22 protein-coding genes are annotated in these 21,824 nt (G+C 75.1%); 8 read left to right on the top strand and 14 right to left on the bottom strand.

Annotation, left to right across the window (positions count from 1 at the left end):
- The first annotated feature begins 323 nt into the window (after positions 1 to 323).
- Entirely contained in the window at positions 324 to 668 is a 345-nt protein-coding gene (locus tag PU704_RS12995; protein ID WP_053004914.1) for a hypothetical protein, read from the top strand.
- A gap of 89 nt (positions 669 to 757) precedes the next feature.
- Here the strand turns inward: PU704_RS12995 and PU704_RS13000 are convergent, their stop codons facing one another.
- Both PU704_RS13000 and PU704_RS13005 read right to left on the bottom strand, forming a co-directional pair.
- Positions 758 to 1,996 carry an acyl-CoA dehydrogenase family protein gene (locus tag PU704_RS13000; protein WP_277551644.1) on the bottom strand — a complete coding sequence of 413 codons (1,239 nt, stop codon included), beginning with the start codon at positions 1,994 to 1,996 and terminating at the stop codon, positions 758 to 760.
- Positions 1,997 to 2,044: 48 nt separating this feature from the next.
- Positions 2,045 to 4,180, bottom strand: a complete 2,136-nt coding sequence (locus PU704_RS13005; RefSeq protein WP_277551646.1) for a 3-hydroxyacyl-CoA dehydrogenase NAD-binding domain-containing protein — start codon at positions 4,178 to 4,180, stop codon at positions 2,045 to 2,047.
- Positions 4,181 to 4,310: 130 nt separating this feature from the next.
- Between PU704_RS13005 and PU704_RS13010 the strand changes: the two genes are divergently transcribed.
- Positions 4,311 to 4,856, top strand: a complete 546-nt coding sequence (locus PU704_RS13010) for a GNAT family N-acetyltransferase (RefSeq protein ID WP_047803522.1) — start codon at positions 4,311 to 4,313, stop codon at positions 4,854 to 4,856.
- Positions 4,857 to 4,860: 4 nt separating this feature from the next.
- On the opposite strand, the gene PU704_RS13015 is transcribed toward PU704_RS13010, so the two are convergent.
- The 7 genes from PU704_RS13015 to PU704_RS13045 form a co-directional block, all read right to left on the bottom strand.
- On the bottom strand, positions 4,861 to 5,571 hold the full coding sequence (locus tag PU704_RS13015) for a TetR/AcrR family transcriptional regulator (RefSeq protein ID WP_047803510.1): 711 nt from the start codon (positions 5,569 to 5,571) through the stop codon (positions 4,861 to 4,863).
- A 159-nt stretch (positions 5,572 to 5,730) separates the two neighbouring features.
- The gene (locus PU704_RS13020) at positions 5,731 to 6,525 is read right to left on the bottom strand and encodes a MerR family transcriptional regulator (RefSeq protein WP_047803523.1); all 795 of its coding nucleotides are present in this window, start codon (positions 6,523 to 6,525) and stop codon (positions 5,731 to 5,733) included.
- 70 nt (positions 6,526 to 6,595) lie between these two features.
- Positions 6,596 to 7,468 (bottom strand): SMP-30/gluconolactonase/LRE family protein, encoded by an 873-nt coding sequence (locus tag PU704_RS13025; RefSeq protein ID WP_203225604.1) that lies wholly within the window; start codon positions 7,466 to 7,468, stop codon positions 6,596 to 6,598.
- A 1-nt stretch (position 7,469) separates the two neighbouring features.
- A complete protein-coding gene (locus tag PU704_RS13030; protein ID WP_277551647.1) occupies positions 7,470 to 7,604 on the bottom strand; it encodes a hypothetical protein in 135 nt (44 codons plus the stop codon).
- A gap of 34 nt (positions 7,605 to 7,638) precedes the next feature.
- Positions 7,639 to 8,472, bottom strand: coding sequence for a PhzF family phenazine biosynthesis protein (locus PU704_RS13035; protein ID WP_075872671.1), 834 nt, complete (start codon positions 8,470 to 8,472; stop codon positions 7,639 to 7,641).
- A gap of 4 nt (positions 8,473 to 8,476) precedes the next feature.
- Positions 8,477 to 8,656 (bottom strand): hypothetical protein, encoded by a 180-nt coding sequence (locus PU704_RS13040; protein ID WP_047803512.1) that lies wholly within the window; start codon positions 8,654 to 8,656, stop codon positions 8,477 to 8,479.
- Positions 8,657 to 8,716: 60 nt separating this feature from the next.
- The gene (locus PU704_RS13045; RefSeq protein WP_277551649.1) at positions 8,717 to 9,343 is read right to left on the bottom strand and encodes a DNA-3-methyladenine glycosylase I; all 627 of its coding nucleotides are present in this window, start codon (positions 9,341 to 9,343) and stop codon (positions 8,717 to 8,719) included.
- Between the two features lie 56 nt (positions 9,344 to 9,399).
- Between PU704_RS13045 and PU704_RS13050 the strand changes: the two genes are divergently transcribed.
- On the top strand, positions 9,400 to 10,650 hold the full coding sequence (locus tag PU704_RS13050) for an MFS transporter (protein ID WP_277551651.1): 1,251 nt from the start codon (positions 9,400 to 9,402) through the stop codon (positions 10,648 to 10,650).
- Positions 10,651 to 10,659: 9 nt separating this feature from the next.
- On the opposite strand, the gene PU704_RS13055 is transcribed toward PU704_RS13050, so the two are convergent.
- Both PU704_RS13055 and PU704_RS13060 read right to left on the bottom strand, forming a co-directional pair.
- A complete protein-coding gene (locus PU704_RS13055; RefSeq protein ID WP_277551652.1) occupies positions 10,660 to 11,160 on the bottom strand; it encodes a DUF4870 domain-containing protein in 501 nt (166 codons plus the stop codon).
- Positions 11,161 to 11,281: 121 nt separating this feature from the next.
- Positions 11,282 to 12,757, bottom strand: coding sequence for a YhgE/Pip domain-containing protein (locus tag PU704_RS13060; protein WP_277551653.1), 1,476 nt, complete (start codon positions 12,755 to 12,757; stop codon positions 11,282 to 11,284).
- A gap of 111 nt (positions 12,758 to 12,868) precedes the next feature.
- On the opposite strand from PU704_RS13060, the gene PU704_RS13065 reads away from it, so the two are divergent.
- A complete protein-coding gene (locus PU704_RS13065; RefSeq protein WP_047803516.1) occupies positions 12,869 to 13,528 on the top strand; it encodes a TetR/AcrR family transcriptional regulator in 660 nt (219 codons plus the stop codon).
- A gap of 89 nt (positions 13,529 to 13,617) precedes the next feature.
- Positions 13,618 to 14,433 (top strand): lysophospholipid acyltransferase family protein, encoded by an 816-nt coding sequence (locus PU704_RS13070; protein ID WP_075872677.1) that lies wholly within the window; start codon positions 13,618 to 13,620, stop codon positions 14,431 to 14,433.
- 17 nt (positions 14,434 to 14,450) lie between these two features.
- Here PU704_RS13070 and PU704_RS13075 read toward each other — a convergent pair whose 3' ends face one another.
- On the bottom strand, positions 14,451 to 15,647 hold the full coding sequence (locus tag PU704_RS13075) for a PucR family transcriptional regulator (RefSeq protein ID WP_075872678.1): 1,197 nt from the start codon (positions 15,645 to 15,647) through the stop codon (positions 14,451 to 14,453).
- A 94-nt stretch (positions 15,648 to 15,741) separates the two neighbouring features.
- On the opposite strand from PU704_RS13075, the gene PU704_RS13080 reads away from it, so the two are divergent.
- The 3 genes from PU704_RS13080 to PU704_RS13090 all read left to right on the top strand — a co-directional run bounded on the left by PU704_RS13080 (position 15,742) and on the right by PU704_RS13090 (position 19,705).
- Entirely contained in the window at positions 15,742 to 16,794 is a 1,053-nt protein-coding gene (locus PU704_RS13080; RefSeq protein ID WP_277551656.1) for a ferredoxin reductase, read from the top strand.
- A gap of 59 nt (positions 16,795 to 16,853) precedes the next feature.
- Positions 16,854 to 17,969 carry a fatty acid desaturase family protein gene (locus PU704_RS13085; protein ID WP_047803520.1) on the top strand — a complete coding sequence of 372 codons (1,116 nt, stop codon included), beginning with the start codon at positions 16,854 to 16,856 and terminating at the stop codon, positions 17,967 to 17,969.
- Between the two features lie 152 nt (positions 17,970 to 18,121).
- Complete coding sequence (locus PU704_RS13090; protein WP_277551657.1) at positions 18,122 to 19,705, top strand: SDR family oxidoreductase; 1,584 nt, start codon at positions 18,122 to 18,124, stop codon at positions 19,703 to 19,705.
- Between the two features lie 47 nt (positions 19,706 to 19,752).
- On the opposite strand, the gene PU704_RS13095 is transcribed toward PU704_RS13090, so the two are convergent.
- Positions 19,753 to 20,610, bottom strand: a complete 858-nt coding sequence (locus PU704_RS13095; RefSeq protein ID WP_277551658.1) for a sulfurtransferase — start codon at positions 20,608 to 20,610, stop codon at positions 19,753 to 19,755.
- 23 nt (positions 20,611 to 20,633) lie between these two features.
- Entirely contained in the window at positions 20,634 to 21,824 is a 1,191-nt protein-coding gene (locus PU704_RS13100) for a cystathionine gamma-synthase (protein WP_277551659.1), read from the bottom strand.

The following is a 21,824-nucleotide window of genomic DNA, read 5'->3' on the forward strand; positions in this document are numbered from 1 at the left end:
CACGACAACCACACCAGGACCACCGGGAACGAACCATCAACCGGAAACCTACCGCCACCACGGGGCGAGAACCTCGCCCACCCGCAGCAACCCGGACGACACTACACCCACCCCCACACCCCGTCAAAACACCCACCACCACGCCAGGAGGCCGTTGACGGCGTCGCCGAGGGTCCCCCGCTGACGCGCCCCGGAGCGGCCGGGGACGGTCCGGGCCGGGGCCGTGCACGCGGTCCGCGAACGCCCGTCCTGACCCCTCGGCCCGGGCGGATTCGTGCGTAGGCTGATGACACATCCGTGACCGTCAACCGAAAGGACAGCAGATGGGCACCTCACCGGAAGAACTGCCGGAGACCCCCGACACCTACGAGGGCGCGGCGGAGGTCGACCCCGACCACTGGCGCGACGACCCGCTCATCGAGGGAGCCGAGGTGGACGCGGCGGACGAGCGCGCCGATCCCGCCCACCCGGTGGTCCCCTCCGAGCAGCAGCTGCGGGACGAGACGGCCGAGGCCCGCTTCGAGGCCGGGGACGAGCAGATCCCGCCCGAGGAGCCGGGCATGGGCGAGGCCCTCGACAATCTCGACGTGCCCGAGAACTCGGGTTTCGAGGACGAGGTCGACTCGAGCAACGACTCGTTCCACGCCGGCGGCGACCCGCTCTCCTGAGCGCGGTCCCCGGACACGAGCACGCCCCGGTCGTCACGGCCGGGGCGTCCTCGTGTCCGGGCACCGTCCGAGGGGTGCGGGTGCGCGGCTCAGGCGAACGCGGAGAGCCCCGTGATGCTCCGCCCGATGATCAGGGCCTGCATCGTCTCGGTCCCCTCGTAGGTGTGCAGGGCCTCGATGTCCGCGAAGTGCCGGGCGACGCGGTGCTCGATCAGGATGCCGTTGCCGCCCATGAGGTCACGGGCGTTCGCGGCGATCGAGCGCGCCGTCCGGGTGGAGGTGTACTTCGCCAGGGACGCCTGCTCGCCCGTGAGCGTCCCGGCCTCCTCCCGCTCGGTCATCCGCGCCACGAGCAGCTGGATCTGCGTGAGTTCGCTCAGCATCCGGGCCAGGCGCTCCTGGACGATCTGGGACGCGGCGAGCGGCCGGCCGAACTGCACGCGCTGGGCGGCGTACTGGACCGCGGTCTCGTAGCAGGCCTGGGCGTGCCCCACGGCGCCCCACGCCACGCTGACCCGCGTGGCGAAGAGCACCGCGGCCGTGTCCTTGAAGGAGCGGGCCGCGGGGAGCGCGTTCTCCTCGGGGACGAAGACGTTCTCGAAGCGCAGGTGCGCCTGATGGATGGCGCGCAGGGCGAGCTTCCCGCGGATGGTCGTGCCGGTGTAGCCCTGGCTCTCCTGCGGGACCACGAAGCCGCGGACCTGGCCGTCCGCGTCGGAGCGGGCCCACACCACGGTGATCCCGCCCATGGAACCGTTGCCGATCCACTTCTTCTCGCCGTTGAGCAGCCAGCCGCCGTCCACCCGGGTGGCGCGGGTCTCCAGGCTCACGGAGTCCGAGCCGTGCGTGGGCTCGGTGAGCGCGAAGGCGCCGAGCAGCTCGCCGGTGGCCATGCGCGGCAGCCAGCGCCGGCGCTGCTCCTCGGAACCGCACATCGCGATCGAGCGCATGGCGAGCCCGCCCTGGACGCCCGAGACGGTGGCGATGGACCCGTCACCCCGGGAGAGCTCCATGCTGACCAGCCCGGCGGCGGTCTTGGACATCCCGGGGTAGCCGTCGACCGCCACACCGTCGCGCAGCAGGTCGAGCTCCCCCAGCCGGCGGACGAGGTCGAGGGAGTACTCGGAGCTGTCCCAGTGCCCGGCGATCACGGGCAGCAGGTCCTCCTGGACGAAGGCCCGCGCCCGCATCCAGTGCTCGCGGTCGGCGTCGGAGACGGACTCGAAGGCGCCGGCCGCGTCCGTGCCGAGGGCCTCGTCGAGGACGTAGTCGGGTTCCACGGTGCCGGCGGGGAACAGGCTCTCGCCGGTCTCGGGGGTGGCGGTCATCGGAGCATCCTTCGGTCGTTCAGCGGTCGGGTGGAGGGCGGTGCCGGGTCAGTCCTGGTGGAAGCGGCGGCCGAGGACGCGGGCGGCGGCGCCCGTGCGGTCGAGGTACGGGGTGATCCCTCCGAGGTGGAAGGGGTAGTTGGCGCCCAGGATCATGCACAGGTCCACGTCCTCGGGTCCGGCGACGACGCCCTCGGCCAGCATCGCGCCGATCTCCTCGGCGAGGGCGTCCTGGATGCGGGCGAGCAGCTCCTCGGCGGAGGCCGGGGCGTGCGCGGCGAGCTCGGGGTGCTCGGCGCGGGTGCGCTCGAGCAGCCGGGCGGCCTCGGCGGCGAGGTAGCCGTCCGCCCCCGTCTCCGGGGCCCGCTCGGTCGGCAGGACGTGGGTGAGCCCCGCCTCGACCACCGCGTCCATCCACGGGGACCGGGCGAAGCGCTCGGGGTAGGCCCGCTGCATGGTGCCGCCGACGTGGTGCAGCACCGCCGGCCCCACGAAGTCGAGCAGCCGCAGCGGCGTCATCGGCAGCCCCAGCGGGTCGGGGGCGTGGTCGGCGGTCGCCACGTCGGCGCCCGCGTCGACCGCCCGCACCACCACGTCGAACATGCGGGTGAGCACGCGGTTGACCACGAAGCCCGGGGCGTCCTGGACCCGCACGGCCGTGCGGCGCAGCGTGGCGGCGAGGTCGAAGGCGGTGGCCAGCGCCACGTCACCGGTCCGCTCCCCCGCGATGATCTCGAGCAGCGGGGTGACCTCCACGGGGTTGAACACGTGGAAGCCGACGACCCGCTCGGGGTGGCGCAGGCCCTCGGCCATGGCGGTGACGGACAGGGAGCTCGTGTTCGTCGCGAGGACGGTGTCCGGCCGGACGACCTTCTCCCACTGGGCGAAGACAGCCTTCTTGACGTCGAGGTCCTCGAAGACGGCCTCGATCACGAGATCGGCGTCGGCGAGGTCCTCCGGTCCGCTCGCGGCGGTGATCAGACCGCCGAGCTGCTCGGCCTGCTCTGCTGTGATCCGGCCCTTGGCGGCCTGGGCGGCGAAGCGCTCCCGGGTCCGGGCCACGCCGGCGGCGAGCCGTTCGTCGTCGAGGTCGGTCATGACCACGGGGATTCGGGCACCTCCGGCGATGAGGGAGGCGAGCTGTCCGGCCATCAGCCCGGCGCCGATGACGGCGGCCTTGCGCAGGGGCTTCGGCGCCGCCTCGGGCACGTCGGAGGCCCGCCGGGAGCGGGAGGAGACCAGTTCGAAGGCGTAGAGGGAGGCCTTGGCGACGTCCCCGCGGACGAGCTCCGCGAAGGCCGCGACGGCCTTGGCCCCGTTCTCGGTGCGGCTCTCGGTGCGGGCGTCGGCGACGAGGTCGATCGCCACCAGCGGAGCCGGGGCGGCGCCGTGCCAGGTGCGCTCCGCGCGGACGCGGGCCTGCTCGACGGCCTCCTGCCACTCCCGGTCGTCCGCCCGGCCCGGTGCGCCGGGACGCCGGCGGGGCTCCCCGGCGTCGAGCGCGGCGAGCCGGCCGGCCACCCACCGCTGCCAGGCGGGGTCCCACTGCTCGGTCCCCGGCGCGGCGTCGAGCACGACGTCCACGAGGCCGAGCTCCTGCGCCTCCCGGGCCTTCACGTGGCGGCCGCGCAGGGAATCGAACACGATGATGCGCAGGGCCGCGGCCGGGCCGACGAGGTGCGGGAGCAGGTGGACGCCGCCCCAGCCCGGGAAGAAGCCCAGCCGGCACTCCGGAAGGCCGAGCGGGCCGGTGCGCGGGTGGGCCACGCGGTGGTCGGTGTGCAGGGCCAGCTCGAGCCCGCCGCCCAGCGCCTGCCCCGTGAGCAGGGAGAAGGTCGGCACCTCCGCGTCGGCCAGGATGCCGAAGGCCTCGTGCCCGAGGCCGACGTAGGAGTCGGAGACGCCGCTGAGCTGCGCGTGCCGGATCTCCTTGAGGTCGGCCCCCGCGCCGAAGGACCGGGCGTTGCCGGTGACCACGATCGCCTCGACGGCCGACTGGTCCACGGAGCGCAGAACGTCCCGCAGCTGCCCCAGGGCCTCGGAGCCCCAGATGATCAGTCCGCCGGGCTGCGTCGAGTCCAGCCGCGCGAGGGCGCTCGGGAGGTGCCGGCCGGGCAGCACGAGGTGCTCGACGGCGACCGTGACGGTGGAGGGGAAGGACGGGGCGTGCGGGGCGGGTGCCATGGACGGACTCCTGGGACGGGACGTGATCGGCACCACTCTGACTGATACGGAGTATCACGTCAAGGTATTGAGTCTCAGTGTCATGGCGGGACGCGGCGTACGGCGCCCCGAGGCATTAGTATCGCTACTGATGATCGATGTGTTGCCTCCAGAGACCGAACGCCTCGTGTTCCGCCGCTTCGACGCCGCGGACCTCGAGCCCATGTATTCGTACCAGCGCCGGGAGGACTACGCGCAGTACGCGTGGCGGGGCCCGCGCACCCGCGAGGAGTGCGAGCGGGCCCTCGCCGAGAACAGCGGGCTGCGCCCCTGGAGCCGGGACGGCGACCACGTCCGCTTCGCCGTGTCCCCGAAGGGCTCGCGGGAGCTCGTGGGCGAGATCGTGCTGACGCTCACGGAGGCGGAGGCCGACCAGGTCGAGATCGGCTGGGTCGTCCATCCCGACCACGCCGGGAAGGGCATCGCCTCGGAGGCCGCGCGTGCGGCCATCGAGTTCGCGTTCGCCTCGCTGGGCGCCCACCGCGTCTGCGCGAGCCTGGACGCGCTCAACGTGAGCTCCGCCAAGGTCTGCGAGCGCATCGGCATGCGCCTGGAGGCGACGCTGCGCCAGAGCCACCGCCAGCTGGGCGAGTGGCGCGACGAGCTGATCTACGCGATCCTCGCCGACGAGGTCTGAGCCCTCACCGGAGGGCGTCCCGCACGGAGGCCAGGACCTGTTCCGTGTCCGCCGCCGGGTCCAGCACGGTGACGACGACGGCCGGCCGCGCGCGGGCGGCCGTCGGCTCGCCGGCCGGTGCGGCCCCGGGGTGGCCGAAACCGGCGACCAGGGCGCGGGCCAGCCGCTCGGTCTGCGCGGCCAGCTCCGCCGACGGGTCGGTCTCGGGGGCGCGCAACCAGCCCCGCAGATAGGCGTTGTGCACCGCGACCGCGGCCGCGGACAGCGCCGTGGCGAGGGTGGCCCGGGCCGGGGTCTCGGGCAGCGCGGAGCGCAGGTAGCGCTGCAGGACCCGCTCGTAGCGGTGGGAGGTGATGAGCTCCCGCTCCCGCAGCTGCGGCACCTGCCGGAGCAGGGCGTTGCGCGCGAGCGCGCGCTCGCGGTGGTCGAGGTGGTGGCGGAAGACCAGCAGCACGCCCTCGCGCAGCACCACGGCGGGATCCGTGCCCGGGGTGGCGCCGGACCGGGCCAGCAGCTGCTCGAGCCGTTCGAGGTTGGCGGCGTGGTCCGCGAAGACGATGTCCTCCTTGGACCCGTACTTGCGGAAGAACGTGGCGCGGCTGATCCCGGCCGCCTGCGCCAGCCGGTCCACGGTCGTGGACTCCCAGCCCTGCTCGGCGAGCAGGCGGATCGAGCGGGTGACGACGTCCGGGGCAGCCCGGGGGGTCTCGGTCATGGTTCCTCCTCCGCTCGATCGTAGACCGGCGGCCTGCCCGGCCCGCACGTCGTCCTCCGCACGTCGTCCCCCGGGCGCCGGGCCTGGGAGCCGGCACGCGGAGGCCGCCGCGTCCCCGGGCCGGTGCCCGGGCACGCGGCGGGACGAGCGTCGCGGTCCTCAGTCCGCGGCGCGGTCGGCGTTGGCGTGGATCGCGTCCCGGACGTACTGCGCCAGCCCGGGCGCCAGGTCCTCGTAGGTCTTCGTGAACCGGGGGTCCGCCACGTACATGTCCCCCAGCGCCCGGTGGAACTCCGGCGAGAGGTCGTAGAAGCGGTCGTGGATCTGGCGCCGCGCGGCCTCCGCGGCGTCCATCGCCTCGGCCGAGGTCGCGGGCAGCCCGGCGCGCAGGGCCTCGACGAACCGCTGGTTGATCGCCGCGGTCTCGGCCGCGATCCGCCGCCACTCCTCCGCGTCGTAGCCGGCGGTGCGGCGGCGGGACTGCTCCCACGCGTCGGTGTCGCCCCAGCGGCGCTCGGCCTCGGCCGCGTACTCGTCGCTGAAGCCGTCCCCGAACAGCTCGCGCCGTTCCTGCGGGGTCAGGTCGATTCCGGTCATTTCCTTCTCCAGTGCTCGGTCGATCGCGGTGACGAGGCCGGACAGCTCGGCCAGCCTCGCCAGGACGGACTCGCGCTGCCGGCGCAGGTGCGCCAGCACGGCCCCGGGCTCGTCCGCGGCCAGCAGCTCCTCGATGCGCTCGAGGGGAAAGCCGAGCCGGCGGTAGACCACGACGTGCCGCAGCCGGAGCAGGTCCTCGTCCGTGTACAGGCGGTAGCCGCCGGCCGAGCGTTCGCTCGGGCGCAGCAGGCCGACGTCGTCGTAGTGGTGGAGCGTGCGGACGGTGACGCCGAAGCGCTCCGCCACCTGTCCCACCGTGAGCCTCTCGCCCGTCGTCACGGGCCGCTGTCCGTCCATGTCCTCCACCCTGGGGCCTTCCGTCGCGTGAGGGTCAAGCCCGTCGGCGTCCGGGGGGTGCGCATCGCGCTCAGCCGGCGAAGGGCAGGACGGGCAGGCCGGGGACGTCCACCCGCACCGAGAACAGGGATCCGGCGGCGGGGTCCTCGCCCGCCTCCAGGTTCTCCCGGGACGTGGTGATGTAGAGGGTGCGCAGGTCCGGCCCGCCCAGGCAGCACGCGGTCGTCTGTCGGGCGCCCACCTCCACGACGGCGTCGAGCTCGCCCTCGGCGGTGTAGCGGTGGACCTGGCCGGCGCCGTGCAGGGCCACCCAGACCGCTCCTGCGGAGTCGACGGTCAAGCCGTCGGGGTGCACGTCCTGCCCCTCCTCCAGCTGCGGCACCACGAAGGTCCGCCGGCGGTGCAGCCCCCGGTCCCGCGACCAGTCGAGCACGTCGACCTTCCCGGTGGGCGTGTCGTTGTAGTAGGCGCGAGTGCCGTCCGGGGACCAGGCGATGCCGTTGGAGACCGTGACGCCCTCCAGCACGGGCTCCCACCGGAGGTCGGGGTGCACCCGGTAGAGGGTTGCCGCGCCCTCGGCCTGGTCGTAGGCCATGGAGCCGGTGTAGAAGCACCCGTCGGGGCCCGCGCCGCCCTCGTTCATCCGCACGGTGCCGGGCTGCCAGAACAGCTCGGGCGGGTGGACGGTGCCGTCCGGGTCCTCGAGCGCGACCCCCGTCTCGACCGCCAGGACCGCGCCGCCGGTGGCGCGCGGTCGCACGCAGGCCACCACGTCCCCCACGTGCCGGCGCAGGACCTCCCCGTCCTCGCCGAAGGACAGCACGTCCCCGGCGAGCATGTCCACCCAGCGCAGCCCGCCCCACCGGTCGGACCAGCACGGTCCCTCCCCGTGGTAGGTCACGGAGTCGGTGATCCGCTCGGCGCTCAGCCGCTGCACCGCCATCTCAGCGGCTCCTCTCGGCCGCCGGGGGCCGGCCCGGACAGGCGCGGCCGGCCCCTGCGGTGGCCGGGGCCGCCTCGATGGTGCCCTCCGGTGCGGCCGGCCGGCGGGTGCGGACGAGGATTCCCAGGGTGCTCATGGCCCCACGATACTGACACCGGCGCGCGGCGGGCCTACAGCTCCACCGTGCCGCGCACCACCGGGCTCACGTGGCCGCCGATCCAGATCGTGTCCGCCTCCCGCCGCGCGTGCACCCGGCCCGTGCGCCCGAGCACGGTGCCCTGGGCGGCGACGTAGGCCTCCGGGGCCCAGCCGTTGTCGGTGAGCCAGCGGGCCAGGCCCGCGTTGAGGCTGCCGGTGACCGGGTCCTCCACCACCCAGTCCCCCACGAACGCGCGCACCTCGACGTCGCACTCCGCGCCCGCCGGGTGCGCCCCGACCACCCCGAGCTTGAGCCCGGCCATGGCGGACCAGTCGGCCCGCAGCCCGAGCACGGTCGCGGCGTCGGCCACGCGCACCCCGATCCAGCCGGGGCCGTTGTCCAGCCAGGAGACGTCGAGCAGGGCCGAGGGGTCCAGGCGCAGGCACCGTGCCACCCGGTCCAGCAGCTCCGGCTCCGCCACCGGCTCGTAGCGCAGCAGGGGCGGCGCGGCGAAGGCCAGCTCGTCCCCGCGGCGCCGGACGGGCACCAGGCCCACCTCGCACTCCTGCACGACGTCCTCCCCGGCGGGCCGGCCCCCGAGGGCGAGCCAGGCGGCCGCGGTCCCCAGCGTGGGGTGCCCGGCGAACGGCAGCTCGCCTCCGGGGGTGAAGATCCGCACGCGGTAGTCCGCCTCCGGCACGGTGGGCTCGAGCAGGTAGGTCGTCTCGGACAGGTTGGTCCAGCGGGCGAAGCGGGCCATCGTGTCCTCGCCCAGGGCGTCGGCCCCGTGCACGACGGCGAGGGCGTTGCCGCCCAGGGGCGTGGGCGAGAAGACGTCCACCCAGCTGATCGCGCGGCTCGTCACGGCCTCAGAGCACCGGCCCGCGTCGGCGGGCCCGGGCCGCGCGCTCGCCGCGGGTGGGCACGGCGCCGCGGGCCGCGGCGCGGTCCCGGCGCAGCCGCTGCACCACCATGCCGACCAGGACGGAGCCGACGGTGCTCAGGATCAGGGGCAGCACCGCGCTGGGCTGCCGGCTGTTGTCGTACATGGTCTCTGGCCTCCTGCCGGGAGGCGGCGCGCGGCGCCGCCGGGATCGGTGCTGACGATCCTACGCACGCCCGTCCGGCTCCGGCCAGACCCCGGAGCTGCCCCGCCGGTGGCTGCCCACCAGGTGGGTGTCCACGATCCCGACGGCCTCCATCAGCGCGTACATCGTGGTCGGCCCCACGAAGCGGAAGCCCCGGGCCCGCAGCGCCCGGGAGAGGGCCTCGGACTCTGCGGAGCGGGTGGGCACCTCGGCGGCCGTGCGCGGGCGCGGGGTGGCCGCGGGGCGGAAGGACCACACGAGTCCGGGCAGTCCGCCCTCGGCGCGCAGGGCCACGGTGGCCCGGGCGTTGCCGACGGCGGCCTCGATCTTGCCGCGGTGGCGCACGATGCCGGCGTCGGCCAGGAGCCGGTCGACGTCGGGGTCCCCGAAGCCGGCCACGACGTCCGGGTCGAAGTCCGCGAAGGCGGCGCGGAACGCCGGGCGCTTGCGCAGGATGGTGGCCCAGGACAGCCCGGCCTGGAACCCCTCCAGGCAGATCCGCTCGTAGAGGCCCCGCTCGTCGCGCACCGGCAGACCCCACTCCGTGTCGTAGTACGCCCGCAGCAGCGGGTCCGTCGCGGCCCAGACCGGGCGGGCCAGCCCGTCGGCGCCGGGAACGAGGTCAGGTCGAGGGTCCATGCCCAGCATGGAAGCACACCGCCGACCCGCCGCGCACCCGGGGTCCGTACCCCCAGGGGTATATGATGGCGGCCATGCACCCGACGGACCCGGCGGCGCAGCGCCGCGCCCTGCAGCGCAGGGTCGTGCGCGTCCTCGCCCTGGGCCAGGTCCTGGGCGGGGTGGGGGTGGGCGCGACCCTGGCCCTGGGTGCCCTGCTCGTGACCGAGGTCTCCGGCTCCCCGGCGTGGTCCGGGATGGCCGCGACCATGAACACCCTCGGCGCGGCCCTGCTCGCCGTGCCGCTGGCCCGCCTGGCCCGGGCACGCGGGCGCCGGATCTCCCTGAGCACCGGCGCGGTCACCGCGATGGCCGGGGCGGGCGTCACGATCGGCGCCGCCGTCCTCACGAGCTTTCCCGTCCTGCTGCTGGGCCTGGCCCTGCTGGGCGCCGGATCGGCCCTGAACCTGCAGTCCCGCTTCGCGGCGACCGACCTCGCCGCCGACGACACGCGTGCCCGGGACCTGTCCCTCGTCGTGTGGTCCACCACGATCGGCGCGGTGCTGGGCCCCAACCTCTTCGTGCCGGGCGAGCTCCTCGGCCGGGCCCTGGGACTGCCGGAGCTGACCGGCGGATTCGTCATCGCCCTCGCGGCCCAGGCCGCGGGCGCGCTCGTGTACCTCACCGCGCTGCGCCCCGACCCCTTGCTGCTGGCCGTGGCCGAGGGCGAGGCCGCGGGGACGGGCAGGCCCTCGCCCGCCGGAGGGCTCGCCGTGCTGCGCTCCTCCGCGCCCGCCCGCCGTGCCGTGCTCACCGTGGCGCTGAGCCACGCGGTCATGGTGGCGCTGATGTCCATGACGCCCGTGCACCTGACCGGCCACGGCGCGTCGTTGAGCCTCGTGGGCCTGACCATCAGCCTGCACGTGGCCGGGATGTACGCCCTCGCCCCCGTCTTCGGCTGGCTCGCGGACCGGGTCGGCCGCCGCCCGGTGGTCCTGCTCGGCCAGGCCGCGTTCACGGCCTCGCTCGTGCTCTCCTGGCTGGCCTCGGCCGCCCCGGCGCTCGTGGCGGTCAGCCTCGTCCTGCTGGGGCTCGGCTGGTCGGCGTCCACGGTGGCCGGCTCGGCGCTCGTGGCGGAGGCCGTCCCGCCGGCCGAGCGGCCGCAGCTGCATGGCGTCTCGGACCTGTTCATGAACCTCGCCGGGGCGGCCGGGGGCGCGCTGGCCGGCCCCGTGCTGGCCCTCGTCGGCTTCGACGGGCTCAGCGCGGCGCTGCTGGTCCTCGTGGCGGCCGTGGTGCTCCTCCACCGGGGCCGGCAGCCGGCCCCGGTGTCCTGAGCACCCGGCTCAGCGCAGCACCGGCAGTTGCAGCGGGTAGCGGTAGACCTCGCCCTTGTTGGCCTTGAGCACGGCCAGGACGTGGCAGACCACGAGCAGCACCGCGGCCACGAGCCACAGCACGATCGCCACCGGGAAGAGGATCACCGTGAACAGGCAGACCCAGGCGGCCGCGTTGAGCAGCCACATCGACAGGTTGAAGTTGAAGGATCCGGCCGCGGTGGCCCGCAGGAACGCGTTGCGGTCCTTGTGGACGAGCCACACGACGAGCGGGCCCACGAAGCCGAGCCAGCCGACGGAGATCAGCGCGCCGACCAGGCCGGAGAGGTGGGTGAGGATCGCGATCGTGCGGTCGTCGCCCTGCGCCCGGTACTGCGGTGCCGGCCCGCCGGGCCCGTAGCCGTGGCCGGCGCCGGAGGGGCCGGGGTCGTAGCCGGGCCCGCTGCCGGGACCGGAGGGGCCGGGGCCGCCCTCACCCGGGCGGGGGGCGGACGGAGGAAGGTAGGACATCGCGTGCTCCTGGTCGGTGCGGTGGGATGCGGTGCTGCCAGCGTAGACCGCCGTTCCCGGGGGCGGTATGGGGGTTGACCGCAGTCCTGCGGGATACCGGGACCGGGCGCCGGGCGGGGGGTCAGCGCACCGCCCCGCGGCGACCCGCCCGGCGGTCGTAGACCGCCCCCACGGCCAGGGCCAGGGCCACGGAGCCCGCCAGGAGCGCCCCCAGGGCCGGCGGGCCGACCCGCAGGCCGGCGTCCGGGACGGCGTCGAAGTAGAGCACCGCGCGCACGCTCGTGGCCATGTGGTGCAGCGGCTCCGCTGCGGCGATCGCCCGGAAGAACTCCGGCAGCGCCTCCAGCGGGACCACGGCCCCGGCGGACGGCAGGCCCATGAGCACGAGGTAGACCATGGCCAGGACCAGCCCCGCGCTGCCGAGCACGGTGACGAGGGCGAGGGTCACGGCGGAGACGGTGGCGATCGACAGCCAGCTCAGCAGGAAGAGGAGGAACCCGTGCGGCAGCGGCACCCCGAGTCCTGCGCACACCGCCATCATCGAACCCGCGGCGGGGGCGCCGGCCAGCACGACCACGCCCCACTTCATGAGGAAGGTCGCCCGCCGGGACGGCCGCGCCCGCAGCCGCTGGCGGAAGACGGGACCGAGCTCCAGGGGCGCCACCCCGAGGCGCCCGTCGATCAGGATGCTCGCCCCGATCGATCCGCTCAGCCCGAGCACGAGGAGCAGCACGGCGTAGTAGAACGCCCCCATGCCCAGCGCCGTGCCGGGCTGCGGTTCGTGGAAGGCCTCCACGACCACGTCGACCGGGTCCGCGAGCGCCGCGGCGGAGGCGGAGCTGACCCGCGGGGCGAGCTCCGCGGCGAGACTGCCGGGGATGCCCTCCTGGGCGGCGGCGATCTGCCGGGCGAAGGCCTGGGCGCCGGGCCCGGCCTGGGCGGCGGCCGCGGCGAGCTCCCGCGACTGCTCCGCCTGGGCGTCCGCGAGCCGCCGCTGGACCGCCGCGGACGCCTGCTCCTCGGCCTGCTCGGCCGCCGCGGTGAGCTGCTCCCCGAGGCGCACGCTCGCCTCCTGCAGCGCCGGCTCCACCGCACCGGCGGCCAGCCGGGTGCCCAGCGTCCCCGCCTGGGGGTCGGTGAGGACCGTGATCCGCGGCCGGCGGGAATCCTCGCTCGTCAGGGCCCCCTGCACGAGCCCGGTCGCGTCCGCGGAGAACGTCTCGGGGACCACCACGGCGGCGTAGACCCGGCCGGAGTCCAGCTGCTGCTGCGCCGCGTCCCAGTCGAGGACCCTCAGGTCGAGCTCGTCGGACCCCTCGGCCCCGTCCACGAAGCCGTCGACGATCTCACGGCCCAGGTTCCGGTGCTCGCCCCCGGCGGCGTCCGCCCCGGCGTCCCGGTTGACGAGCGCCACCGGGAAGTCCCGGAGGTGGGCCGTGGGGTCGGAGAGCCCGCCCATGTACAGGGCCGTCCCCGCGACGGCCAGGGCCAGGACGGTGAGCAGCGGCGCGGCCCAGAAGCTGAGGGAGCGCCAGGGCGGGCGCTCCCGGGGCTGCGCCAGATGCCGGGGAGCGGACGGGGCGGGCACGGTGGGCATGGGCACGGCCTTCCAGCACAACATTGGATACACTGATGTATCGAACAGGTCGACCGTCAGAATACACCGATGTATCGAGTGCCCGGTGCGAGCCGGGGAAGGAGCCGCCCCATGACGAGCGGACCGGGCAGGGACGAGGGCGCGAAGCGCTCCCGGACGGCCACCCGTCGGCGCCTGCTGGAGACCGCCGCCGGCGTCTTCGCCGAGCGGGGCATCGAGGGCGCGAGCGTCGGGGAGCTGTGCGCGGCGGCGGGCTTCAGCCGCGGTGCGTTCTACAGCAACTTCGACTCCAAGACCGACCTCGCCCTGGCCGTGTACGAGGACCACGTGGAGCAGCTGGTGTCCCGGCTCGGGGAGCAGCTGGAGCGCTGGCTCACCGCCGGCGCCTCCGCGGAGGAGGTGGTCGTGCGGATCCTCGAGGGCCTGTCCGACCACACCTCGGACACGACGTGGCACACCGTGCGGCTCGAGCTGCTGCTGACCGCCCGGCGCTCGCCCGCGGTCCGGGAGGTGCTGGCCGGACACCGCGACGCCCTGGTGGACGCCGTCGTCGACGCGCTCACCCGGGTGGCGCGCAGGCAGCGGCTGCGGTTCACCGTCGAGGTCGCCGACCTCGCCCGGATGCTGTTGGCCACCTACGACGGCTCGCTCAACGCCCGGCTCGCGGACGGCCCCGAGGGCGCCGCCGAGCACGACGTGGCGCCGGCGATCTGGCTCGCCTTCACGCGCCCGGAGGAGGCGGACGGCACGCCGCCGGCGGACCGCCGCTGAGCGGAGGCCGCCGGGCGGGCCGCGCGGGCTTACGATGTCCCGCAGACCGTTCCCGGCCCCACCGCGGGCCTCGTCCCCGAGGAGCGCCCGTGGCCCTGCAGCTGCGCCCCAACAAGTACGCCTACCGGGCCATCGTGCTCGCCGGCCTCGCCGCGGTGCGGCTCTTCCGCGTGCCGGTGCTCACCTCGGGCGAGGAGCACCTGCCGGACGACCAGGTGGTGCACGGGCTGGACCGGGAGGTCCGGCCCGGCCGGGGCGCCGTCGTGGCGGTGACCCACTTCGGCTATCTCGACTTCGTGTTCGCGCAGCTGGTGATCTGGCGCCGGCTGCGGGCCCACTCGCGGTTCCTCATCACCCGCAAGCACACCGGCAGCGCCTTCGTGACCGCGGTGTGCCGGCTGTGCGACCACGTCGTCGTCGACCGCGCCAACGGGGCCCCCGCCTACGCGGAGGCCCTGGCGAAGCTGCGGCGCGGGGAGTTCCTCGCCGTGTTCCCCGAGGGCGGGGTCAGCCGCAGCTGGACCGTGCGGCCGCTGCGCACCGGCGCCACCCGGATGGCCGCGGAGACCGGCGTCCCGGTCATCCCCGTGGCCGTGTGGGGCGGGCACCGGATGCTCACCCGCGGACGGGGCGGGATCCGGCTGCGCGACGTCTGGCGGACTCCCGTCCGGGTGCACGTGGGCCCGCTGCTGCGCGTCGCCGCCGACGAGGACGTCCGCGCGGCGAGCGAGCGGCTGCGGAAGGCGATGCAGGAGGGCATCGACCGGTGCATCGACAGCTATCCGGTCGTCCCCGCGCCCGGGGCGTGGTGGATGCCGGCGCACCGGGGCGGCGGGGCCATCACCGCGGCCGAGCAGACCGCGCACGACGACCGCGAGCGGGAGTCCTACAAGCGCACCGGCTGAGCCCGGCGGGACCGGGGTCAGCGGAACCCGGCGCGCAGGACGAGCTCGAGCTCGAAGCGGGTCTGCGGGTCGTTGAGGACCTCCCCGAAGACCTCCCGCAGCTGGTTCACCCGGTAGCCCACCGTCTGCTCGTGGATCCCCAGCTCCGCCGCCATGGCCGCGCGCTGCCCCTGGTGGGCGAGCCAGGACAGGAGGGTGGCGCCGAGCCGCTCCCGCTGCCCCGGGCGCAGCTCGTCCAGCGGGGCCAGCCGCTGGGCGGCGAGGTCCTCGACCACGGAGCGCTCGCCATGCAGCACGAGCTGCACGAGGTGCTCCGAGACCCACACCGGCCCCTCCCCGACCGGCTCCTCCCGCCGCATCAGGTCACGGGTCAGCGCGGCCAGCCGCAGGGAGTCGGCGGCCGCGTACCAGGGCCGGCCCGGGCCGATCACGGCGCTGCGCCCCGTGAGCGCCCGTTCCAGGTCCTGGCGCCCGGACGCGGAGGACGGCTCCGGCACCACGGCCACCACGTCGCCGGGGCGGGAGGTGAGCAGCGCCCGCTCCCCCAGCCGGGAGCGCAGGCCCACCCGGCGGTCGGCGGCCAGCGTCACCACGACCACGCGCTCCGGCACCGGCCAGCCGGCGGCGGCCGCGGCGCTGCGCACGGAGTCCTCCACCACGTGGCCGCGGACGAGCATGTCCGCGAGGGCGTCCAGCATCCGGTCCCGTTCCCCCGCGCGCTCGGACTGCTCCAGCGCGTACCCCTCCGCGCTGGCCGCGGAGAGCTCCTCGATGTAGGCGAAGACCGACTCGGCCAGCCCGATCAGCACGGAGGCCTCGAACCCGGCGTCCATGGCCACCCGGGACAGGGAGCGCAGCGTGGTGCGGGCCCCGGAGCGGTAGGCGGCGAACAGGGCGTCCATGGGCCGCCCCTCCCGCACCTCGCCGCGGCCGAGCCCCTCGTACACCCTCCGGTCCTCCTGCTGCAGCGCCGGCCGCGCGGTCCCGGGCAGGTGCAGGAAGCGGGTCAGGGCCACCTCGACCCCCTGCCGGATGCTGTCCCCGAACAGGCCCTCGAGCGGCCGGGCGTAGACCGGGACGTCGTGGCGCACGGCGTCCAGCAGCTCCTCCGTGACGGCGGGCAGGTGCGGCACGAGCAGCGGGGTGAGGGCCGGGGGCAGGGACGTCCAGGGCAGCTCCCGGTCCGTCCGGCCCGGATGTTGCGGTGCATCCACCGGCGCCCCCTTTCATTCCGACGACACAGTTTCTCCACTGAAAGAGTACGTGACGGAACGAGAATCGGCACCGGATTTGCGGCACAGTGATTAGGTGCCATCCATACGACTGCTCTCCCGCCTCGCCTCGGCCTTCACGACCCCACGCTCCCCGGAGGACTTCCTCCGGCTCGTCGATCCCCTCGCCAGTGCCCGCCAGCTCCGCGGCCTGGTGACCTCCGTGGTGCCCGAGACCGCGGACTCGGTGACGATCCGGTTCCGCCCCGGCAAGGGGTGGAACGCGCACCAGGCCGGCCAGTGGGCGCGCATCGGGGTGGAGATCGACGGGGTGCGGCACTGGCGCTCCTACTCGCTGAGCACCGGCGCCGGGCAGGACCCGGCCATCACCGTGACCGCGATGGGCAAGGTCTCCACCGCCCTGGTGCGGGGGACCCGCCGAGGCGACGTCCTGTTCCTCGCCCCGCCGGAGGGCGACTTCGTGCTCCCCGAGAGTCCCCGCCCGCTGCTCATGCTCACCGCGGGCAGCGGTCTCACCCCGGTCATGTCCATGATCCGCACGCTGGTGCCCCGCCGCGCGGACGCCGACCTCGTGCTCGTGCACTCCTCCCGCTCGCCCGAGGAGTCCCTCTTCCGCGAGGAGCTGCTGGAGCTGGCCGACCAGTTCCCGGGCTTCCGCCTCGTCCAGTGGTTCACCGGGGAGCGCGGCCGCCGGCTCGACCTCGCCGGAACCGGCGACCTCGACGCCGCCTGCCCCGACTGGCGCGACCGTGCGGCCTACGCCTGCGGGCCCGCGGACTTCCTCGACGCCGCCGAGGCCCTGTGGCAGCGCGAGGAGGGCGAGCTGCGGGTCGAGCGCTTCGCCGCCGTCGTCGCCCCCGGCTCCGGCGGGGAGGGCGGCCGCGTGACCTTCGAGAAGTCCGACACCGAGGTCGAGGCCGACAGCGCCACGACCCTCCTCGCCGCCGGCGAGGACGCCGGCCTGATGATGCGCAGCGGCTGCCGCATGGGCATCTGCCACGCCTGCGTGACCCCCCTGCTCTCCGGGCAGGTCCGGGACACCCGCACCGGGGAGGTGCACGGGGAGCCCGGGCACCTCGTCCAGACGTGCGTGTCCACGGCCGCCGGCCCCGTCAGCCTCGACGCCTGAGCGCCGCTCCCCACCACCTGATCCCCTTCCCCTGATCCCGTTCCCGAAGGAGCGACACCATGACCATCGTCACCCCCCTCCTGCTCGACCAGGGCCGGCCCGCCGGACGGGCCAAGCCCTCCGCCGCCGCCCACCTCTCCGACGTCCAGATCGAGGAGCTGGGCCGGGAGCTCGACGCCCTGCGCGAGTCCGTGATCGCCACCCGCGGCGCCCGCGACGCCGCCTACATCCGCCGGGTGATCGCCACCCAGCGCTCCCTCGAGCTGGCCGGGCGGGCCGCGCTGCTGTTCGCCAAGCACAAGCCCGCCTGGCTCGCCGGCACCGGCATGCTCACCCTCGCCAAGATCCTCGAGAACATGGAGATCGGCCACAACGTCCTGCACGGGCAGTGGGACTGGATGCGCGATCCCGACATCCACTCCACCACCTGGGAGTGGGACTTCGTGACCCCGGCCGAGGCGTGGCAGCACACCCACAACGACCTCCACCACACCTGGACCAACGTGGTCGGCAAGGACCGGGACGTCGGGTACACGATCCTGCGCATGGACGAGGACCAGCCCTGGACGCCGCGCAACCTGGGCAACCCGCTCTACAACGCGCTGCTCGCCCCGGTCTTCGAGTGGGGCATCGCGATCTACGACCTCGAGCTGGACGAGGTCCGGGAGGGCCGCAAGCCGGTCGCCGAGCTGCGGCGCGGGCTCAAGGCCCTCGGGGCGAAGTTCGCGAAGCAGGCCGCCAAGGACTACGCGGCCACGCCCGCCGCGGCGGCCGTGACCGGCTCCGCGAAGCAGGCGCTGACCGCGACGCTGACCGCCAACGCCGTGCGCAACATCTGGGCGCACGCCGTGATCTTCTGCGGCCACTTCCCGGCCGGGGCGGACACCTTCACCGAGGAGCAGATCGAGGGCGAGACCCGCGGGGACTGGTACGTGCGGCAGATGATCGGCTCCGCCAACATCTCGGGCTCGCGGCTGATGCACCTGATGACCGGCAACCTGTCCTTCCAGATCGAGCACCACCTGTTCCCGGACCTGCCCTCGAACCGCTACGCCGAGGTCGCCGTGAAGGTGCGCGAGATCTGCGAGCGCTACGAGCTGCCCTACACCACCGGTCCCCTGCCCAAGCAGGTGGCCTCGGCGTGGGCGAAGGTGTTCCGCCTGGCGCTGCCCTGACCCGCGCTCCCGGCCCGCGTCCTGCGGGGCCGCCGGACACGGCCGCATCCCGCCGGGATGCGGCCGTCGCCGTGTCCGGGCGGCCCGGCCGGCCCCCAGGGACCTGTCGGGCGGCGTTGGTACGCTCACGGGACCCGCACGAAAGGCAGGCCATGAGCTCTCCCCAGCGCGTCCTCATCACCGGTGCCACCGGCTACGTCGGCGGGCGCCTGGCGCCCCGCATGGTGGAGGCGGGCCACACCGTGCGCGTCGCCGTGCGCTCCCCCGGCAAGCTGCACTCCGTGCCGTGGCGGGACCGGGTGGAGGTCGCCGAGACGGACCTCAACGACCTCGACGGGATGACCGCCGCCTGCCGGGACGTCCACACCCTCTACTACCTGGTGCACTCCATGGGCGGCTCCCGGCAGTTCGAGGAGCAGGAGGCGCAGATGGCCCGCACCGTGGCCGAGGCCGCGGAGCGGGCCGGGGTGCGGCGCATCGTCTACCTCTCCGGGCTGCACCCCTCCGGGGTCGAGCTGTCCCAGCACATGCGCTCGCGGGTGCGGGTCGGGCAGATCCTGCTGGCCGGGGCGGTCCCCGCGGTCGTCCTCCAGGCCGGCGTGGTGATCGGCTCCGGGTCGGCCTCCTTCGAGATGATCCGGCACCTGGGCGACACCCTCCCGGTCATGCCGGCCCCCTCCTGGGTGACCAACCGGATCGAGCCCATCGCCGTGCGCGACGTCCTGTACTACCTCGTCCACGCGATGGACCTGCCGGAGGACCTCAACCGCACCTTCGACATCGGCTCCCGCGACGTGATGACCTACGCGGACGCCATGCGCCGATACGCCCGCGTGGCGGGACTGCGCCGGCGGGTGGTCTTCCACCTCCCCCTGCCGGCCCCGCGGTTGTCCGGGTTCTGGGTGGGCATGGTCACCCCGATCCCGCTGGCGCTGGCCGTGCCGCTCGTGCAGTCCCTGCAGCACGACGCGGTGGCGGGCGAGCACGACATCGACGCCTACATCCCCCCGCCGCCCGAGGGGCTGGCAGGGTACCGCCGGGCGGTGGCCCTGGCCCTGAAGAAGATCGAGGACAACTCCGTGGAGACCACGTGGGACGTCCACTACAGCTCCTCCGAGGCCGCCGCTGACCCTCTCCCCTCGGACCCGGACTGGGCCGGGCGCACGGTCTTCGTCGACGAGCGCAGCCGGACCGGCCCGGCCCGCCCCGAGCAGGTGTGGCGGGTCATCGAGTCCATCGGCGGGCGCAACGGCTGGTACTCGCTGCCCCTGGCCTGGCAGGTCCGCGGGGTCATGGACAAGCTCGTGGGCGGCGCCGGGCTCAACCGCGGCCGCCGCGACGCCACGGACCTGCAGGTCGGCGAGTACGTGGACTGGTGGCGGGTCGAGGAGCTGGAGGAGGGCCACAAGCTGCTGCTGCACGCCGAGATGCGGGCCCCCGGCCGGGCCTGGCTCGAGCTGTCCGTGGAGCCCGAGGGCGAGGGCAGCCGCTACCGGCAGCGGGCCATCTTCTTCCCGAAGGGCCTGCCCGGCCGGCTCTACTGGTGGGGGGTGTGGCCCTTCCACGGCTTCATCTTCCCCTCCATGGCCCGCAACATCCTGGCCGCGGCCGCCGCGCGGGACGGCGCGGGACCGGACGCCCAGCAGGCCGCCGGCACCCACGACGTCGAGCAGGCCGCCAGCACCCACGACGTCGAGCGGACCGCCGCCGCGCGCGACGCCGCGGCCCGCGGCTGACCGCGCGCCGGCCTCCGGCCCAGCCGGGCCACCACCGCCGGCCCGGCTCAGCGGGGGCCGACCACCGGCCGCGGGCCCGGGCGGCCCCACTCGGCCCAGGAGCCGTCGTAGACGGAGACCTCCGTGCGGCCCGCGAGGTGGGCGCCCAGGGCCAGCACGCACGCGGTGAGCCCCGAGCCGCAGCTGGTGACCACGCGCCGGCCCTCGGGGGCCGCCGCTGCGATGCGCTCCCGCAGCTCGGGCGGCGGCAGCAGCCGCCCGTCCGCGCCCAGCAGCTCCGTGTACGGCAGGCTGACCGCCCCGGGCATGTGGCCGGGGCGCAGGCCGGGGCGGGGCTCGGGCTCCGTGCCCGCGAACCGGCCGGCGGAGCGGGCGTCGAGGACGACCGCCCCGGGCTCGGCGAGGGCGCCGGCGACGTCGTCCGCGCCCACGAAGAACCCCTCCTGCGGCACGAGCTCGACGTCACCGGGCTCGGCGGGCGGATCCGCGTGCGCGCCCACCGGCCGTCCCTCGGCGGCCCAGGCCGGCAGCCCGCCGTCGAGCACCGCGACCCGGTCGAAGCCCGCCGCCCGCAGCATCCACCACACCCGCGCGGAGGCGAAGACGCCCTTGCCGTCGTAGGCCACCACGCTGCTGGTCCGGGAGATCCCCAGCGCGCGGGCCGCCGCGGTCAGCCGGCCCGCCGGCGGCATGGTGTGCGGCAGCTCCGCGGACGGGTCGGCGAACGGCCCGTCCAGGTCCAGGAGCAGGGCGCCCGGGATGGCCTCGTCGGTGCGGTTGAGCGTGGAGCTCGCGTCCACCAGCACGAGCCGGGGGTCGCCGAGGTGGGCGGCCAGCCATCCGGTGCCCACCACGGGCCCGGGCAGCTCGAGGGACGTCTCCTGGTGCGGGGTGCCGGTGCTCATGCGGGTCAGGGTAGCGCCTCGGGCTACGAGGCGGCGCCCGCCAGCGCCCGCTCGAGGTCCTCCAGCTGGTCCTCGACGTCCTCGATCCCCACCGACAGCCGCACGAGGTCGGTGGGCACCGCCAGCGGGGTGCCCCGGACCGAGGCGTGCGTCATCTCCGACGGATAGCAGATCAGGGACTCGACCCCGCCCAGGCTCACGGACAGGGAGTACAGCCGGGTGCCCTCGGCCACCGCGCGGGCCGCGGCCTCTCCCCCGGCGAGGCGAAAGGAGACCACGCCGCCGGACCCGCGCATCTGCGTCGCGGCGAGCGCGTGGCCGGGGTGCTCGGGCAGCCCGGGGTAGAGCACCTGGGAGACCTCCGGACGCCCCAGCAGCCACTCCGCGATCCGCTGGGCGTTCTCCTGGTGGCGTTCCATGCGCAGGCTCAGGGTCTTGAGCCCGCGGGCGGCCAGGTAGCTGTCCTGGGGCCCGGCCACGGCGCCTGCGGCGAACTGCTGAAAGCCGACCGTCTCGGCGAGCGGGGCGCCGCGCCAGGCGGCGGTCCCGACGACCACGGCCCCGCCGAGGACGTCGGAGTGCCCGCCGATGTACTTGGTGGTGGAGTGCACCACGGCGTGGGCCCCCAGGAGCAGCGGGTTCTGCAGGTACGGGGAGGCGAAGGTGTTGTCCACCACGAGCAGCGCGCCCGCCTCCCGGGCCAGCTCCGCCCAGGCCGCGACGTCGGCGATGCCGAGCAGCGGGTTGGAGGGCGTCTCCAGCCACAGCACCGCGGTGTCCCCGGGGCGGACCGCGGCGCGGACGGCGTCGAGATCGGTGATCTCCACGGGGGTGTGGCCGATCCCCCACGGGGCGAGCACCCGGGTGATCAGCCGGTTGGTGCCGCCGTAGCCGTCGGCGCCGAGCACCACGTGCTCGCCCGGGCGCAGCACCGCCCGCAGCAGCGCGTCCTCGGCGGCGATCCCGGAGGCGAAGGCGAACGCGCGCTCGCCGTGCTCCAGGGCCGCGAGCTGCTCCTCGAAGCCGTTGCGGGTGGGGTTGGAGCCGCGGCTGTACTCGTGGCCGGCGCGCAGGACGTTGATCCCGTCCTGGGCGAAGGTGGAGGTCTGGTAGACCGGCGGGATGACGGCCCCGGTCAGGGGGTCGGGCTGCTGGCCGGCGTGGACGGCGGTGGTGGTGAAGCCGCGGCGGCGGGTGGTGACGGTCTGGCTCAT

The organism is Kocuria oceani (assembly GCF_029524215.1).
Taxonomy (GTDB): Bacteria; Actinomycetota; Actinomycetes; order Actinomycetales; family Micrococcaceae; genus Kocuria; species Kocuria oceani.